This window comes from Pseudomonas sp. SWRI51 (assembly GCF_014268825.1).
Taxonomy (GTDB): domain Bacteria; phylum Pseudomonadota; class Gammaproteobacteria; order Pseudomonadales; family Pseudomonadaceae; genus Aquipseudomonas; species Aquipseudomonas farsensis.
In genome coordinates, this window is record NZ_JABWRG010000007.1 from 71,251 (window position 1) to 87,615 (window position 16,365).

Sequence of the window (16,365 nt, forward strand, 5' to 3'; positions counted from 1 at the left end):
CGGTTACAACAGATAACAAAAACGCCCCACGAAGGGGCGTTTTATTCACAGGCTAGTTCAGTAGCCCGTCAAGCTGCGGCGTTTTTAGTCGCGGCTTCGATACGGCGAGTGATGTACCACTGCTGCGAAATCGACAGGCAGTTGTTCACAACCCAGTACAGCACCAAGCCAGCTGGGAACCACAGGAAGAAGAAGGTGAAGATGATTGGCATCATTTTCATGACCTTCGCCTGCATCGGATCCGGCGGGGTTGGGTTCAGGCGCTGCTGGATGAACATGGTGGCGCCCATGATGATCGGCAGGATGAAGAACGGATCCTTGATCGACAGGTCGGTAATCCACAGCATCCAGGGGGCCTGGCGCATTTCTACGCTTTCCAGCAGTACCCAGTACAGGGCCAGGAACACCGGCATCTGCACCAGGATCGGCAAGCAGCCACCCAGCGGGTTGATCTTCTCTTTCTTGTACAGCTCCATCATCGCCTGGGACATCTTCTGGCGATCGTCACCGAAGCGTTCCTTGAGCTGGGCAAGCTTCGGCGCTACGGCACGCATGCGCGCCATCGAACGATAGCTGGCAGCCGAGAGCGGGAAGAACAGGCCCTTGATGAGCATGGTCAGAACGATGATCGACCAGCCCCAGTTACCCAGCAGGCTGTGGATATGTTGCAGCAGCCAGAAGATAGGCTGAGCGATGAACCACAGGAAGCCGTAGTCGACGGTCAGTTCCAGGCCTGGGGACAACTCTTTGAGCTTGGACTGGATCTTCGGGCCGGCGTACAGCACGGCGCTGGTTTCGGCCTTGCCGCCGGCAGGGACGCTAAGGGCTGGGCCGGTGTAACCAATGATGTAGTTACCCTGGCTGTCCTTGCGCGTCTGGACGGTGTTGTTGTCCGACTTGGCCGGAATCCACGCAGTCACGAAGTAGTGCTGAAGCCAGGCAACCCAGCCGCCAGCCACAGTTTCTTTCAAACCGCCCTTGTCCATGTCTTTCATCGACACTTTCTTGTACGGCTCGGCAGCTGTCCACAGGGCGGCGCCCAGGTAGGTAGCAGTACCGGTGGCGGTGCTCGACGATGGATCGGAGCTGGCGTCACGCTTGAGCTGGGCAAACAGGTTGCCATTCCAGGCTTGGCTGCTCTGGTTGTCGATCAGGTAGCTGACGGTCAGGTCGTACTCACCGCGCTTGAAGCTGAAGCGCTTGATGTAGTTGACGCCGTTCTCGCTGAACTTCAGGTCCACGACCAGTTGGTCCTGGCCGTCGGCCAGCTGGAAGCTTTTCTGCTCGGCGGCATACAGCGGGCGACCGCCGCTGCGGGCATCAGGGCCGTTGGTACCGGTCAGGCCGGACTGCGCCAGGTAAACACGTTCGCCGCCGTTATCGAACAGCTGGAACGGGATTTCCGGGTGGTCCTGGCGACGCGGGAACTGCGGCAGAGTCAGCTGGACGATGTCACCACCGACTGGGTCGATAGCGAGTTCCAGGACGTCGGTCTTGATCCGGATCAGATCCTTGCTGAGTGCAACCGGGGCGATTTCTGCCGGGGTCGACTCGGCATTGGCGCTTGGTACATCGGCGCTGGTACCGGAATTATTACCGGCAGGCACCGTGTCTGGCAGCGCTGGGGCAGCAGTATGCTGAGTCGGCAAGGCAGCCTGGCCGTAGTCCTGGTTCCACTTGAGGACCATGACGTAGGACACGATTGCCAGGGCGACGATCAGGATCGTGCGTTTAATATCCATGATTACTCGGCTATCGAAGAAGTTCGGGAGGAAGGAGCGGGAGGAACGGGATCGAAACCGCCGTCGTTCCACGGATGACAACGCCCCAGGCGACGAACGGCCAGCCACCCACCACGCCACAAGCCATGGTTTTCGATGGCTTCGTATGCGTAACAGGAGCAGCTGGGATAGAAACGACAGTGACTGGCCATCAGAGGACTGATGGCGTAACGGTAGAACTGGATCGGAACGAGGGCCAGTTTACGCATCGTGACTGTCTACCCCTGCAGGATCGGCATTGACCGCTGGAGAGGGTCGACTGCGGACCAGTCGCTTCCAGAGCTTGCCAAAGTGTTGGTGCAATTCTGGGTTTTCCACTTCGCCCAACCCCTTGCGTGCAACGATCACGATATCCAGCCCAGCCAGCGATTGCTGGTTCAGACGGAACGAATCGCGCATCAGGCGTTTCAGGCGATTGCGCTGAACGGCGAGCTTTACGCTCTTCTTGCCGATCACCAAGCCGAGGCGTGGGTGATCCAGGCCGTTCTCGCGAGCAAGGATAAGCAGGTTTTTCCCTGGAACCTTGCCGGTTGGGGAGTCGAAGACCGCTTTGAAATGCCGGGGTGTAAGCAGTCGCTTTTCCCGACTGAAGTCCTGACTCACCACCTGTGCCGAAAAATCAAATGGCCAGACGCTTACGGCCTTTGGCACGACGACGCGACAGTACGGCGCGGCCGTTCTTAGTTGCCATACGGGCACGGAAACCGTGGGTGCGGGCGCGCTTGATGGTGCTTGGTTGGAAAGTACGTTTCATGGCGTGTTACCTGGGTTTGTCGACGACGGGCCGGAATGGCCCCCTTTTAAGAGACCGGCGATTCTAGAGAAAGCAAGCTCGTAGGTCAATTTCCAACCAGCGTTTCCTTATGGAAGGTCGTTCACGGCCACTGGACGTCGGTTTTGCCTGGGCACGGTTTTTACCCAGGGTACGGGACGGCCATGCAGACAGACACTCAATATGAAAAAAATAAAGAGGCATATAAAAAGCTTTTCTGAAGAACTTATAAAGCTTAAGCAGGCCTTCTTCTGTGGATAACCTATTACAGCCCAGTGTTTTCGGTATGTACAGAGATCCGAAACCTTGTCCGAAACAGGTGCTCTGTCTGTGCTGCGCATGGGTACAACCTGTGTATCGAATGGGTGTTTATCCACAGGGGTTTTATCCACAGGGTTGAACCCAGGGTTGTGCATAGCCCTCAAGTGCCGTTATCCACAGGGCTTATTCACAAGCCGTCTGTGGTATTTCAGTCGCGATTTGACGCTTTTGTCGCGTCCAGAGCTGTCCTCTTATGTGGATAACTGGCTACCGCCCCGGTACAATGGCGGTTTGTTTTGCCTCATCCGGCTTTCAACTCAGGGGATATCCGTGTCAGTGGAACTTTGGCAGCAGTGCGTGGAGCTTCTGCGCGATGAACTGCCTGCCCAGCAATTCAACACCTGGATCCGTCCGCTACAGGTCGAAGCCGAAGGCGACGAGTTGCGCATCTACGCGCCTAACCGCTTTGTGCTCGATTGGGTAAATGAAAAATACCTGGGTCGTCTGCTCGAGCTGTTGGGCGAACACGGCACCGGCATCGCGCCGGCGCTTTCCTTATTAATAGGCAGCCGACGCAGTTCGGCTGCACGTGCAGCTCCCAACGCGCCAGTCAGCGCGGCCATGGCGGCTTCCCTTGCCCAGCAGCCCGCTGCCCAGCCAGCGGCACCGGTTGCCGTGGCCAGCGAGCCGGTTGCAGCGCCCGTTGCCCAGTTGGTGCTCGAAGAAGTCGAACCGCCTACTTCGCGCGACAGCTTTGACAGCATGGGTTCGGCTGGCGGGCCTCCGGTAGCGCCTGGGCGGACCGAGCAACGCACTGTCCAGGTAGAAGGCGCGCTCAAGCACACCAGTTATCTGAACCGCACCTTTACCTTCGAAACCTTCGTCGAAGGTAAATCGAACCAGTTGGCGCGTGCCGCTGCCTGGCAGGTGGCAGACAACCCCAAGCATGGCTACAACCCGCTGTTCCTTTATGGCGGTGTGGGCTTGGGTAAAACCCACTTGATGCACGCTGTGGGTAACCACCTGCTGAAGAAGAACCCGAATGCCAAGGTCGTGTACCTGCATTCGGAGCGCTTCGTCGCCGACATGGTCAAGGCGCTGCAGCTGAACGCGATCAACGAATTCAAACGCTTCTACCGTTCGGTGGATGCGCTGTTGATCGACGATATCCAGTTCTTCGCCCGCAAGGAGCGTTCGCAGGAAGAGTTCTTCCACACCTTCAACGCACTGCTTGAAGGCGGGCAGCAGGTGATTCTCACCAGCGACCGCTACCCCAAGGAGATCGAAGGCCTGGAAGAGCGCTTGAAATCGCGCTTTGGTTGGGGCCTGACGGTGGCTGTAGAGCCGCCTGAGCTTGAAACCCGCGTGGCGATCCTGATGAAGAAGGCCGATCAGGCCAAGGTCGAACTGCCGCACGATGCCGCATTCTTCATCGCCCAGCGTATCCGTTCCAACGTGCGTGAACTCGAAGGCGCACTCAAGCGGGTTATCGCCCACTCGCACTTCATGGGCCGCGACATCACCATCGAGCTGATTCGCGAATCGCTGAAAGACCTGCTGGCGTTGCAGGACAAGCTGGTGAGTGTGGATAACATCCAGCGCACCGTGGCCGAGTACTACAAGATCAAGATCTCCGATCTGTTGTCCAAGCGCCGTTCGCGCTCGGTCGCGCGTCCGCGCCAGGTGGCCATGGCATTGTCGAAAGAGCTCACCAACCACAGCTTGCCGGAAATCGGCGACATGTTTGGTGGTCGCGATCACACCACCGTGCTGCACGCCTGCCGCAAGATCAACGAACTTAAGGAATCCGACGCGGACATCCGCGAGGACTACAAGAACCTGCTGCGTACGCTGACGACCTGATGGCCGTCTGCGCAGCTTATTGAAGGCAAGGGACTAGACCATGCATTTCACCATTCAACGCGAAGCCCTGTTGAAACCCCTGCAACTGGTCGCAGGCGTCGTCGAGCGCCGCCAGACCTTGCCGGTCCTGTCCAACGTCCTGCTGGTCGTCCAAGGTCAGCAACTGTCGTTGACCGGTACCGATCTGGAAGTCGAACTGGTTGGCCGAGTGCAGTTGGAAGAGCCGGCCGAGCCCGGCGAGATCACTGTGCCTGCGCGCAAGCTGATGGACATCTGCAAGAGTCTGCCGAGCGACGTGCTTATCGACATCAAGGTCGACGAGCAGAAGTTGCTGGTCAAAGCCGGTCGCAGCCGTTTCAGCCTGTCGACGCTGCCTGCCAACGACTTCCCGACTGTGGAAGAAGGCCCGGGCTCGCTGACCTGCAACCTGGAGCAAAGCAAGCTGCGCCGTCTGATCGAGCGCACCAGCTTTGCCATGGCCCAGCAGGATGTGCGCTACTACCTCAACGGTATGTTGCTTGAAGTTTCCACCGACACGCTGCGCGCCGTGGCCACCGACGGGCACCGTCTGGCCCTGTGCGCCATGCACGCTGCAATCGGCCAGGCCGACCGTCACCAGGTCATCGTGCCGCGCAAGGGTATCCTTGAGCTGGCGCGCCTGCTGACCGACCCGGAAGGCATGGTCAGTATCGTCCTGGGCCAGCACCACATCCGCGCGACCACCGGTGAGTTCACCTTCACCTCCAAACTGGTCGACGGTAAATTCCCGGACTACGAGCGCGTGCTGCCCAAAGGCGGCGACAAGACTGTGGTCGGCGATCGCCAGGCCCTGCGTGAGGCGTTTAGCCGCACCGCGATTCTGTCCAACGAAAAGTACCGTGGCATTCGCCTGCAGCTGGCCGCCGGCCAACTGAAAATCCAGGCTAACAACCCGGAGCAGGAAGAAGCCGAAGAAGAGATCAGCGTCGAGTACGAAGGCAGTTCGCTGGAGATTGGTTTCAACGTCAGCTACCTGCTGGACGTGCTGGGTGTGATGACGACTGAACAAGTTCGCCTGATTCTGTCCGACTCCAACAGCAGCGCCCTCCTGCAGGAAGCCGGCAATGACGACTCGGCTTACGTTGTCATGCCGATGCGCCTGTAACCTTTAGCAGGCCAAATGTCCCTTCTACGGCTTTCGGTCACCGCGGTGCGCAACCTGCACCCGGTGACCCTCTCTCCCTCCCCCCGCATCAACATCCTGTACGGCGACAACGGCAGCGGTAAAACCAGCGTGCTGGAGGCTGTGCACCTGCTCGGTCTCGCGCGCTCGTTCCGCAGCACTCGTCTGAACCCGGTCATCCAGTACGAACAACCAACCTGCACGGTATTCGGGCAAGTCGCGCTGGCAGAGGGTGGCACCAGTAACCTGGGTGTTTCGCGGGAGCGTCAGGGCGATTTCACTATTCGCATCGATGGCCAGAACGCACGCAGTGCGGCGCAACTGGCCGAGATGCTGCCGCTGCAGTTGATCAACCCGGACAGCTTCCGCTTGCTCGAAGGCGCCCCAAAAATCCGCAGGCAGTTCCTGGATTGGGGAGTGTTCCACGTGGAACCTCGCTTCATGGCCACTTGGCAGCGCCTGCAGAAGGCCCTGCGGCAGCGGAACTCATGGCTCCGGCATGGTACACTTGACGCCGTTTCGCAAGCCGCCTGGGACCGGGAGTTATGTCTGGCCAGTGCGGAAATAGATGAATACCGTCGCACCTACATCGCGGCTTTGAAGCCGGTCTTCGAGCGTACCCTGAGCGAATTGGTCGAGCTGGAAGGTTTGACCCTGAGCTACTACCGCGGCTGGGACAAGGACCGAGAACTCAGTGAAGTCCTCGCAACCTCCGTGCTCCGCGACCAACAGATGGGGCACACCCAAGCTGGCCCGCAGCGCGCAGATTTACGTCTTCGATTGGGCGCCAACAACGCCGCTGACATCCTCTCGCGAGGGCAGCAGAAGCTTGTGGTGTGTGCGCTGCGAATTGCCCAAGGGCACCTGGTGAGCCAGGTCCGCCGCGGTCAGTGTATTTATCTGGTGGATGACTTGCCGTCCGAGTTGGACGAACAGCATCGCCGTGCCCTGTGCCGCTTGCTTGAAGAATTGAACTGCCAGGTGTTCATCACCTGTGTAGACCACGAATTTCTGAGGGAAGGCTGGCAGAAGGAAACGCCAGTTGCTTTGTTCCACGTGGAACAAGGCCGTATCACCCAGACCCACGTCCATCGGGAGTGAAGGCATGAGCGAAAATCAAACGTACGACTCTTCCAGCATTAAAGTGCTGAAAGGTCTGGATGCCGTACGCAAGCGTCCCGGCATGTACATTGGCGACACCGATGACGGTAGCGGCCTGCACCACATGGTGTTCGAGGTGGTCGACAACTCCATCGACGAAGCCTTGGCCGGTCACTGCGACGACATCACCGTCATCATTCACCCGGACGAATCCATCAGCGTCCGTGACAACGGCCGTGGCATCCCGGTCGACGTGCACAAAGAAGAAGGCGTTTCGGCAGCCGAGGTCATCATGACCGTGCTGCACGCCGGCGGTAAGTTCGACGACAACTCCTACAAGGTTTCCGGCGGTCTGCACGGCGTAGGTGTTTCGGTAGTGAACGCCCTGTCCGAGAAACTGGTACTGACCGTTCGCCGTAGCGGCAAGGTCTGGGAACAGACCTACGTGCATGGCGTGCCACAGGCACCGATGGCCATCGTTGGCGAAAGTGAGCACACGGGTACTCACATTCATTTCAAACCTTCGGCCGAAACGTTCAAGAACATTCACTTCAGCTGGGACATCCTCGCCAAGCGTATCCGCGAGCTGTCGTTCCTGAACTCCGGTGTCGGCATCCTGTTGAAGGATGAGCGCAGCGGCAAGGAAGAGTTCTTCAAATACGAAGGTGGCCTGCGCGCGTTCGTTGACTACCTCAACACCAACAAGACCCCGGTTAACTCCCAGATTTTCCACTTCAGCGTGCAGCGTGAAGATGGCGTGGGTGTTGAAGTCGCGTTGCAGTGGAACGACAGCTTCAACGAAAACCTGCTGTGCTTCACCAACAACATTCCGCAGCGCGACGGTGGTACTCACCTGGTCGGCTTCCGCTCTTCGCTGACCCGTAGCTTGAACAGCTACATCGAGCAGGAAGGCCTGGCCAAGAAGAACAAGGTTGCCACCACGGGTGACGATGCCCGCGAAGGCCTGACCGCGATTATCTCGGTCAAAGTGCCGGACCCGAAGTTCAGCTCGCAGACCAAAGACAAGCTGGTTTCCTCGGAGGTGAAAACCGCCGTGGAACAGGAGATGAACAAGTACTTCTCCGACTTCCTGCTGGAAAACCCCAACGAAGCCAAAGCGGTCGTTGGCAAGATGATCGACGCTGCACGCGCCCGTGAAGCTGCGCGCAAGGCGCGTGAAATGACCCGCCGTAAAGGCGCGCTGGACATCGCCGGCTTGCCAGGCAAGTTGGCCGACTGCCAGGAGAAGGACCCTGCCCTTTCCGAACTGTACCTGGTGGAGGGTGACTCCGCAGGTGGTTCGGCCAAGCAAGGCCGTAACCGTCGAACCCAGGCAATCCTGCCGTTGAAGGGCAAGATCCTCAACGTCGAGAAAGCCCGTTTCGACAAGATGATTTCTTCGCAGGAAGTCGGCACGCTGATCACCGCCCTTGGCTGTGGCATTGGCCGTGACGAGTACAACATCGAGAAGCTGCGCTACCACAACATCATCATCATGACCGATGCTGACGTCGATGGTTCGCACATCCGTACCCTGCTGCTGACCTTCTTCTTCCGTCAGTTGCCGGAGCTGGTCGAGCGCGGCTACATCTACATCGCCCAGCCACCACTGTACAAAGTGAAGAAGGGCAAGCAGGAGCAGTACATCAAGGACGACGAGGCCATGGAGGAATACATGACCCAGTCGGCCCTCGAGGATGCCAGCCTGCACCTCGACGAATCGGCTCCACCGGTTTCGGGTGTACAGCTTGAAGCCCTGGTGAACGAATTCCGTTCGGTCACCAAGACCCTCAAGCGCCTTTCGCGCCTGTACGCTGAAGAGCTGACCGAGCACTTCATCTACCTGCCGGAAGTCACCCTGGATCAGTTGGGCGACCATGAGGTCATGAAGGCTTGGTTGGCCAGGCTTCAAGAGCGCCTGAACGGTTGCCAGAAGTCCGGCTTGAGCTATTCGACCAGCCTGCGCGAAGACAAAGAGCGCAACGTCTGGCTGCCGGAAGTCGAAGTGACCTCCCACGGCATGGCCAGCTACGTCACCTTCAACCGCGATTTCTTCGGCAGCAACGACTACCGTACCGTGGTTGCCTTGGGTTCCAGGTTGGCGACCTTGCTGGGTGAAGGTGCCTACGTGCAGCGCGGCGAACGTCGCAAGGCCGTGACCGAGTTCAAAGAGGCCTTGGCCTGGCTGATGAACGAGAGCACCAAGCGTCACAGCATCCAGCGATACAAAGGGCTGGGTGAGATGAACCCGGACCAGCTGTGGGAAACCACCATGGACCCGGCTGTACGCCGCATGCTCAAAGTCACCATCGAAGACGCCATTGGTGCGGACCAACTGTTCAACACCCTGATGGGTGATGCGGTCGAGCCACGCCGTGACTTCATCGAAAGCAACGCATTGTCGGTTTCCAACCTGGACTTCTGATTATCCCGGTAGAACCTGCTGTATGAGAAAGCCCGCGTATGCGGGCTTTTTTTGTGCTCAATTTTCGGCCAAATTACTAGGATCTCTTGACATTCAATTAGAGTAACTCACAATGATGTCCATGTTTCATGGAACGTGGACAGATAAAGGTTTGCGCTTATGAAGAGTCAAGATATTTTTCTTCTGTTCAAATTGGCTAGTCTTCATGCTCAAGAAGAAAATCTGCTGTGGCCTATCGAGGATTATCCTCCTGCTGTTGTGCCGGAAGTCGAGGTTTCAGCAGCACTGCCTAGTGGCGTAAAAGATGCCGGCGCGCTGGCTTGGCTGGCTGTTTACGATAGCTTGGTAGATTCGCAGCAAGACGCTATCGCCGTGCCTGAACTCGAGTCGCCTTCGGCAGACCTTGACCGTTGGGAAGGATGGTCGGATATCGTTACCGGGACTCCCCTTACGAGTTGGCACGAAGGCTATTCCCTACGTGCTCTGTCTGCATCACTTGGCTTCAGTAAAAGCGAAATTTCCAACTCTTTGATTCGCTGCCGCAATGCCGGCTTGCTGACCAGTGATAATGAAACCTCCCTTCCGAAGGTGAATCGTCGCGCACTGCTGAAGATCAGCGAGCATGCGCTTAAGCATTTTTTCCCCGTGAAGCCAGGCGCGATTGTTCGCGGTATTCCTACAGGCTTCGCGGCGCCAGTCCTTGCAAAACGTCTGAAAAGCGCGGGCGAACTTATACCGGTATGGCCCGATCCGTTCGGCAGCGAGCGGGGTCAGTCGATTGTGCCGCTGTACAAGACGGTTATCGAAGCGGTGAAGAAAGACAGGACCCTCTACCACTACCTCGCACTCGTGGATGCAATCCGAGTGGGAGGCCCAAGGGAGTCGGCAGTGGCAGTCCAGATGCTCAAGGCCGGGTTGGGGATAAAATAATATGGCATCGAATGCAGACCACAATCATGCGCTCATCTCATTTGTGGCTGATGGTTTAGGCGACGATTTTCTAGCTGAGTGCGCTTTTGTTGGCGGGTGTACGACGGCGATGTTGGTCACTGACACTGCGGTGCTGGACGATATCCGCTTCACTGACGATGTAGACCTGGTTATCGAGTTGGCAGGTATTTCTGCCTGGGAAAAGCTCACAGTGCGGCTGGCAGCGAAGGGCTTCAAGATTACCGGCGAGGATGAAGTGAACTGCCGGTTCAGGTTCAACGATGTCATTGTCGATGTAATGCCAAGCGATGCTTCCATCCTTGGCTATGCAAACCGTTGGTACATTGAGGGCCTGGAAAAAGCGGTACCGCTCGAACTCCCTGGCGGGCGGGTGATACGAGTCTTTGAGCCGACATTCTTTTTGGCGACCAAGCTCGAAGCTTTCGCTGGCAGAGGCGAAGGCGACCCTTATCACAAAGATGTGGAGGACATCATTATCTTGCTCGACGGGCGCCGAGAACTATTGGCTGAGGTGCGCGACTCGAATGAAGGATTAAAGCGCTACATTGCCTCTGGTATCGGAGCGCTTGCCGAACTCGACGGCATTGATTATGCAATCCAGAGCTCAGGCTCTGTTCGGGCAAACCCAGGGCGTGAAGGGCTCATTCTTCAGCGAATGAAAGACCTGAGCGCGCTTGAATGAGATATCAAGCCAGGACCGTAATGGGTCATGAGCGCGCCGAGAACCACGACTTCGCTCTTGCCGAGGTTGATGAAGTACAAGGGATGTTTGTCGTTGTAGACGGGACTTCCAAGCTGGGCAGTCGCCAACTTGCTCAAGCGCTGGCGCGAGGCGTGATCGAGGGCTATCAGCGCCATATTGCCCAAAGTTCAGATGACTCCAGCCCCGATCGGATTGAACGATTACTCAGCACTATCTTGGTCGATATGCACCGTGAGTTGTTCGCCATCCACACTGGAAGCACTAGCTATCTGATCGGTGTTGTACGGCAAGGGAAACTTACCGTCGCCTATGAAGGGGATTGCGCCTGCGGGATGGCTGCAGCAGACGGCAGGATCGAATGGTTTACTCCTCCTCACTGCCAAGCGAACTGGAACCGAGACCGAACCCATCCGGAGTTGGCGCTCGATCCTGCTCGCAACTTGGTGACTCGAAGCTTTAGGGCAAGTCGCTTTCCACAGCCCGATTTTGTGCGTCAAATGGCACCGGCCGGAACACGGTTTGTGTTCGCCACCGACGGTTTTTGGGCCGAACTCTCTGAGCGTCAACAGGCTGCAGCCCTCAATGATACTCGTAGGGAAATCGCGGTTGTGAGCGATGACATAACGTGGATAGACGTGTGGATGTGAAACCAGCAGTCCTCGCTGCCCCGCAGCCCATCGCGGCGCAAGGCCGCTCCGACAGCGGCCCCGTAGTGCTCGGTATCAATGTTCCACGTGGAACATCGCTATTGGTAAACGATGCAATGTCATACTGGCTGACGAAAAGCTTGCTGCTATAAAGATGGGCCCAGCAGACCTGGAGAGTGCGATGATCATCGGTAACAACCTGCACATCGAAGCACTGTACGACGAAGCAACCTCGACCCTCAGCTACCTGGTAATGGACGCCGCGACTCGAGAGTGCGCATTGATTGACAGCGTGCTGGACTACGATCCGAAATCCGGGCGGACCTCCAGTGCGTCCGCTGATCGCTTGATCGCGCTTGTGGAACACTTAGGCGCCAAGGTGCAATGGATCCTCGAGACCCATGTCCACGCCGACCATCTCTCGGCAGCGGCCTACCTCAAGGGAAAGCTCGGCGGGCATATTGGTATTGGTGCGCAGATTACCCAGGTGCAGAAAACCTTCGGCACGCTGTTCAACGCCGATCCAGGGTTCTCCCGCGACGGCAGTCAGTTCGATGTGCTGTTCGTCGATGAGGAGGGTTTCCGAATCGGAAACCTCCATGCCCGTGCTTTGCACACCCCCGGCCACACCCCGGCATGCATGAGCTACCTGGTGGAAGACGCCGGCGAGAAAGCGCTGTTTGTTGGCGACACGTTGTTCTCGCCCGACTACGGCACGGCGCGCTGTGACTTCCCCGGCGCCAGCGCGCGAACGTTGTACCGTTCGATCAGGCGCCTGTTGGCATTCCCGGACCAGACCCGGATATTTCTCTGCCACGACTATTTGCCCGGTGGGCGTGAGCTGCAATACCACAGCACGGTCGCGGAGCAACGCGCCAGCAATGTCCATATTCATCAAGGCATCAGCGAGGACAGCTTTGTGGCCATGCGCGAAGCACGTGACGCCACCCTCGATATGCCGGTGCTGATTTTGCCTTCGGTGCAGATCAACATGCGCAGCGGGCAGTTTCCCGAGCCTGAAGAAAACGGCGTGAGCTACCTCAAGATCCCTTTGAACACGCTGTAAAGGATGCCTGGACCATGCGCCCTCCCCTCCAGCCTGAGGTTCGGCAGTGATTGAAACGCAACTGCTCGGCGCTGCGCTGGGCGCGATCATCGGTGCGGTTCTGGCGCTGACGGGTGCCGGTGGCGGCATACTGGCAGTGCCACTGCTGGTATTCGGGTTGGGCCTGAGCATGGTCGAGGCGGCGCCGGTTGGCTTGCTGGCCGTGGGTATGGCCGCTGCTGTCGGCGCCGGGCTCGGGTTGCGCCAGGGGTTGGTGCGCTATCGGGCAGCACTGTTTATTGCGGTGATCGGTATTGCCTGTACACCGTTGGGGTTGATACTCGCCCATAAGCTGCCCAACACCCCGCTGGCCATTGGTTTCGCTGCGGTGCTGGTGTACGCCTGCCTGCGCATCTGGCGCAAAGCCGCACGCGAATTGCGCGGCCAGCCGCCGTGCGGTGACCGGCACCTGATGCCCTGCGTACTCAACCCGTTGCAGGGCCGCTTGCGTTGGACCCTGCCCTGCGCCCGGGCGCTGGCGTTTACCGGCATGCTCTCGGGGGTGCTCTCCGGGCTGCTGGGCGTTGGCGGAGGCTTCGTGATTATTCCCGCGCTCAGCCGCTACACCAACCTGGACATGAAAAGCATCGTTGCGACGTCGCTGGCGGTGATCGCCTTGGTCGCGACCGGTAGCGTGATCAGTGCGAGTGTTGCCGGGGTGATGCACTGGCAGGTCGGTGCACCGTTCGCTGCAGGTGCAGTGCTGGGCCTGCTGTCGGCGCGCCCGCTGGCCAGCAAGTTGGCCGGGCCGCGCTTGCAGCAGCTGTTTGCGGTGGTAGGGATGGGTGCTGCGCTGCTGCTAGCAGCCAAGACGCTACTCGGCTAACAGCTCGCCCTGTTCGGCTGCACACACCGCCAGCAGGTAGTCCCACACCACGCGCAGCCGCACCGACTTGTGCAACTCGCGGCGGGTGCAAATCCAGTAGCTGCGCTGGATGGTTTCGCTGGGCAGCACGCGTATGAGCTTCGGGTCGTTCCTGGCCATGTAGTTGGGCAGCACGGCAATACCTAGCCCGGCTTGCGCCGCCTTTTGCTGGGCGATCACGCTGGTGCTGCGAAATACCACGTTGGGTGCCCGACAGAAGCTGTTGAGCAACAGCAACTCCTGGCTGAACAGCAGGTCATCGACATAGCCAATCCAGTTGTGCCGCGCCAGGTCTTCGCGGCTGTTGAGGGGCGGCGCGCGGTCCAGGTAGGCCTGGCTTGCATACAGCGCCAGCCGGTAGTCGGTGAGTTTGCGGGTAATCAGCAGGTCCGCGTTGGGGCGTTCGAGGTGGATGCTGATCTCGGCCTCGCGGTTGAGAATGCTCACAAACCGCGGCACCGCCACCAACTCCACCTCAAGCCCAGGGTAGCGCTCGAACAGCGCGTTCATGCGCGGAGTGAAGAACATGATGCCGATCCCCTCGGTCACCCCCAGGCGAATCTTGCCCAGCGGCGTGATGGCCTGGGTGATTTCTTCCTGTGCCAGCAGCGCGGCGTTCTCCATGGCTTCGGCATGCTTGAGCAGTGCCTGGCCCGACGGCGTCAGTTCATAACCCTGTGCATGTTGCACGAACAGCGCGGTGCCGAGGCTTTGCTCGATGCTTTCTATATGCCGGGCTACGGTGCTGTGGGTGGTGTTCAGGCGTTTGGCGGCAGTGAGCAGCCGGCCGCTGCGCTGCAACTCGAGGAAAAACCGCAGATCATTCCAGTCAAACATTCGGCGTCCTTGGATGTGCAGGCAGGTCTCGGTTGCGAGGCTACCGCCCTTCTGGGCTGTTTGCGTTGTGCTAAAACGCACAACGGCTGCGCAAAATCTCGTGTTTCCTCCGCGAAATTAATCAATAAGATGGACCGGGACAAGAATAATAATCAGGCGCGAGGTTGCACATGCCATCAGCCGATTCTGTGTACGACTACGTGGTCGTAGGCGCCGGGCCCGCCGGTTGCCTGTTGGCCAACCGTTTGTCTGCGGACCCATCCTGCCGTGTCCTGCTGCTCGAAGCCGGTGGGCGCGACAACTACCCCTGGATTCACGTCCCCGTTGGTTACCTGTATTGCATTGGTAACCCACGCACCGACTGGTGCTTCAAGACAGAGCCGCAAGCCGGCCTCAGTGGCCGTGCCCTCGGTTACCCGCGCGGCAAGGTGCTTGGCGGCTGTTCGTCGATCAACGGCATGATCTACATGCGCGGCCAAGCGGCTGACTACGACCGTTGGGCCGAGCAAGGCAACGACGGGTGGGCGTGGAAGGATGTGCTGCCGCTGTTCAAGGCCAGCGAAAACCACTTTGCCGGTGCCAGCGACAGCCATGGCAGCGAAGGTGAATGGCGGGTCGAGCAACAACGCTACAGCTGGCCGATTCTCGATGCTTTCCGTGATGCTGCCGAACAAAGCGGCATCGCCAAGATCGACGACTTCAATACCGGTGACAACGCAGGCTGTGGATACTTTCAGGTCAACCAACGCAGTGGCGTGCGTTGGAACTCGGCCAAAGCGTTCTTGCGGCCTATTCTGAAACGCCCCAACCTCACAGTGCTGACCGGTGTGCAGGTCGATCAGGTACTACTCGACAACACCCGCGCACGTGCGGTGAAGGCTTTGTGGCAAGGCGCCTGGCACGAGTTCGACGCGCGCCGCGAAATCATCCTGTGTGCTGGCGCCCTGGGTTCGCCCGGTATTCTGCAACGCTCAGGCATCGGCCCACGGGCGCTGCTTGAGAACCTTGGCATTGGCGTTCGCCATGACATGCCTGGGGTGGGCGGCAACCTGCAAGACCACCTGCAGCTACGGCTTATCTACCAGATCCAGAACACCCGCACGCTGAACCAGATGGCTAACAGTTTGTGGGGCAAACTGGGCATGGGCCTGCGCTACGCTTACGACCGCACTGGCCCGCTGGCCATGGCACCGAGCCAGTTGGGCGCGTTCGTGCGTTCCGGCCCCGAACAGGCCTCGGCCAACTTGCAGTACCACGTGCAACCGCTGTCGCTTGAGCGCTTCGGCGAACCCCTGCACCGCTTCCCGGCATTCACCGCGTCGGTGTGCAACTTGCGCCCGGCGAGCCGTGGGCGCATCGACATCCGGTCAGCTGACTTGAACGCCGCGCCGCTGATCGACCCCAACTACTTGAGCGACCCGGCTGACCTGAAGGTTGCCGCCGACGCTATCCGCATCACCCGGCGTATCGTTCAGGCCCCTGCCCTGTCAGCGTTCGAGCCACGCGAATACTTGCCCGGTTCTGCGCTGCAAACCGAAGAGGAACTGCACCAGGCCGCCGCGCAGATTGGCACCACCATCTTCCACCCGGTGGGCACCTGCCGCATGGGCGGTGGCGCGCTGGATGTTGTGGATAACCAGCTGCGCGTGCACGGTATCCCCGGGCTGCGGGTGGCTGACGCTTCGATCATGCCGCAGATTGTTTCCGGCAATACCTGTTCACCCACATTGATGATCGCCGAGAAGGCGGCGCAATTGATCCTCAAGGGAGCGCATACCCAGACCCAGCTGAGCGACACCAGCGCGATACCGACGCCCTGACCCGGGTGTGTGCAACACCGATGGCCTGAGGTCAAAGGCCGTCGACAGTGGAACAACAAGAATAATCACTGT

At 58.9% G+C, this 16,365-nt stretch carries 15 protein-coding genes; 10 read left to right on the top strand and 5 right to left on the bottom strand.

Annotation, left to right across the window (positions count from 1 at the left end):
• Positions 1-68: 68 nt before the first annotated feature.
• From yidC to rpmH, 4 genes are read right to left on the bottom strand one after another with little or no spacing between them, the layout of a single operon-like run.
• On the bottom strand, positions 69-1,742 hold the full coding sequence (gene yidC, locus HU720_RS04490; RefSeq protein WP_186517600.1) for a membrane protein insertase YidC: 1,674 nt from the start codon (positions 1,740-1,742) through the stop codon (positions 69-71).
• A gap of 2 nt (positions 1,743-1,744) precedes the next feature.
• On the bottom strand, positions 1,745-1,990 hold the full coding sequence (yidD, locus tag HU720_RS04495; protein WP_078477749.1) for a membrane protein insertion efficiency factor YidD: 246 nt from the start codon (positions 1,988-1,990) through the stop codon (positions 1,745-1,747).
• Positions 1,983-2,387, bottom strand: coding sequence for a ribonuclease P protein component (rnpA, locus tag HU720_RS04500; RefSeq protein ID WP_186517662.1), 405 nt, complete (start codon positions 2,385-2,387; stop codon positions 1,983-1,985). Before rnpA ends, yidD begins: the two co-directional genes overlap by 8 nt.
• 13 nt (positions 2,388-2,400) lie before the next feature.
• On the bottom strand, positions 2,401-2,535 hold the full coding sequence (rpmH, locus tag HU720_RS04505) for a 50S ribosomal protein L34 (RefSeq protein WP_003253163.1): 135 nt from the start codon (positions 2,533-2,535) through the stop codon (positions 2,401-2,403).
• A 609-nt stretch (positions 2,536-3,144) separates the two neighbouring features.
• On the opposite strand from rpmH, the gene dnaA reads away from it, so the two are divergent.
• From dnaA to HU720_RS04550, 9 genes are all read left to right on the top strand, one after another.
• Complete coding sequence (dnaA, locus tag HU720_RS04510) at positions 3,145-4,677, top strand: chromosomal replication initiator protein DnaA (RefSeq protein WP_186517602.1); 1,533 nt, start codon at positions 3,145-3,147, stop codon at positions 4,675-4,677.
• A 40-nt stretch (positions 4,678-4,717) separates the two neighbouring features.
• A complete protein-coding gene (gene dnaN / locus HU720_RS04515) occupies positions 4,718-5,821 on the top strand; it encodes a DNA polymerase III subunit beta (RefSeq protein ID WP_186517604.1) in 1,104 nt (367 codons plus the stop codon).
• Positions 5,822-5,836: 15 nt separating this feature from the next.
• Positions 5,837-6,940 carry a DNA replication/repair protein RecF gene (gene recF / locus HU720_RS04520; RefSeq protein ID WP_186517606.1) on the top strand — a complete coding sequence of 368 codons (1,104 nt, stop codon included), beginning with the start codon at positions 5,837-5,839 and terminating at the stop codon, positions 6,938-6,940.
• A 4-nt stretch (positions 6,941-6,944) separates the two neighbouring features.
• Positions 6,945-9,365, top strand: a complete 2,421-nt coding sequence (gene gyrB / locus HU720_RS04525; protein ID WP_186517608.1) for a DNA topoisomerase (ATP-hydrolyzing) subunit B — start codon at positions 6,945-6,947, stop codon at positions 9,363-9,365.
• Between the two features lie 159 nt (positions 9,366-9,524).
• Positions 9,525-10,295 carry a MarR family transcriptional regulator gene (locus HU720_RS04530; protein WP_186517610.1) on the top strand — a complete coding sequence of 257 codons (771 nt, stop codon included), beginning with the start codon at positions 9,525-9,527 and terminating at the stop codon, positions 10,293-10,295.
• A gap of 1 nt (position 10,296) precedes the next feature.
• Positions 10,297-10,998 (top strand): hypothetical protein, encoded by a 702-nt coding sequence (locus HU720_RS04535; RefSeq protein ID WP_186517613.1) that lies wholly within the window; start codon positions 10,297-10,299, stop codon positions 10,996-10,998.
• Positions 10,999-11,018: 20 nt separating this feature from the next.
• A complete protein-coding gene (locus HU720_RS04540) occupies positions 11,019-11,666 on the top strand; it encodes a serine/threonine protein phosphatase (protein ID WP_238337619.1) in 648 nt (215 codons plus the stop codon).
• A 181-nt stretch (positions 11,667-11,847) separates the two neighbouring features.
• On the top strand, positions 11,848-12,732 hold the full coding sequence (locus HU720_RS04545; RefSeq protein ID WP_186517617.1) for an MBL fold metallo-hydrolase: 885 nt from the start codon (positions 11,848-11,850) through the stop codon (positions 12,730-12,732).
• A 46-nt stretch (positions 12,733-12,778) separates the two neighbouring features.
• Positions 12,779-13,597 carry a sulfite exporter TauE/SafE family protein gene (locus HU720_RS04550; RefSeq protein WP_186517619.1) on the top strand — a complete coding sequence of 273 codons (819 nt, stop codon included), beginning with the start codon at positions 12,779-12,781 and terminating at the stop codon, positions 13,595-13,597.
• Here the strand turns inward: HU720_RS04550 and HU720_RS04555 are convergent.
• The gene (locus tag HU720_RS04555; RefSeq protein WP_186517621.1) at positions 13,586-14,473 is read right to left on the bottom strand and encodes a LysR family transcriptional regulator; all 888 of its coding nucleotides are present in this window, start codon (positions 14,471-14,473) and stop codon (positions 13,586-13,588) included. The genes HU720_RS04550 and HU720_RS04555 overlap by 12 nt on opposite strands.
• A 170-nt stretch (positions 14,474-14,643) precedes the next feature.
• On the opposite strand from HU720_RS04555, the gene HU720_RS04560 reads away from it, so the two are divergent.
• Positions 14,644-16,293, top strand: a complete 1,650-nt coding sequence (locus tag HU720_RS04560; RefSeq protein WP_186517623.1) for a GMC family oxidoreductase N-terminal domain-containing protein — start codon at positions 14,644-14,646, stop codon at positions 16,291-16,293.
• The last annotated feature ends 72 nt before the right edge of the window (positions 16,294-16,365 follow it).

Excerpts from the sequence above, each read along its gene's own strand:
- HU720_RS04545 (WP_186517617.1), top strand. The coding sequence starts at position 11,848 with ATGATCATCGGTAACAACCTGCACATCGAAGCACTGTACGACGAAGCA.
- dnaN (WP_186517604.1), top strand. The coding sequence starts at position 4,718 with ATGCATTTCACCATTCAACGCGAAGCCCTGTTGAAACCCCTGCAACTG.
- gyrB (WP_186517608.1), top strand. The coding sequence starts at position 6,945 with ATGAGCGAAAATCAAACGTACGACTCTTCCAGCATTAAAGTGCTGAAA.
- yidC (WP_186517600.1), bottom strand. The coding sequence starts at position 1,742 with ATGGATATTAAACGCACGATCCTGATCGTCGCCCTGGCAATCGTGTCC.
- HU720_RS04530 (WP_186517610.1), top strand. The coding sequence starts at position 9,525 with ATGAAGAGTCAAGATATTTTTCTTCTGTTCAAATTGGCTAGTCTTCAT.
- yidD (WP_078477749.1), bottom strand. The coding sequence starts at position 1,990 with ATGCGTAAACTGGCCCTCGTTCCGATCCAGTTCTACCGTTACGCCATC.
- HU720_RS04540 (WP_238337619.1), top strand. The coding sequence starts at position 11,019 with ATGGGTCATGAGCGCGCCGAGAACCACGACTTCGCTCTTGCCGAGGTT.
- rpmH (WP_003253163.1), bottom strand. The coding sequence starts at position 2,535 with ATGAAACGTACTTTCCAACCAAGCACCATCAAGCGCGCCCGCACCCAC.
- HU720_RS04555 (WP_186517621.1), bottom strand. The coding sequence starts at position 14,473 with ATGTTTGACTGGAATGATCTGCGGTTTTTCCTCGAGTTGCAGCGCAGC.
- HU720_RS04560 (WP_186517623.1), top strand. The coding sequence starts at position 14,644 with ATGCCATCAGCCGATTCTGTGTACGACTACGTGGTCGTAGGCGCCGGG.
- HU720_RS04535 (WP_186517613.1), top strand. The coding sequence starts at position 10,297 with ATGGCATCGAATGCAGACCACAATCATGCGCTCATCTCATTTGTGGCT.
- recF (WP_186517606.1), top strand. The coding sequence starts at position 5,837 with ATGTCCCTTCTACGGCTTTCGGTCACCGCGGTGCGCAACCTGCACCCG.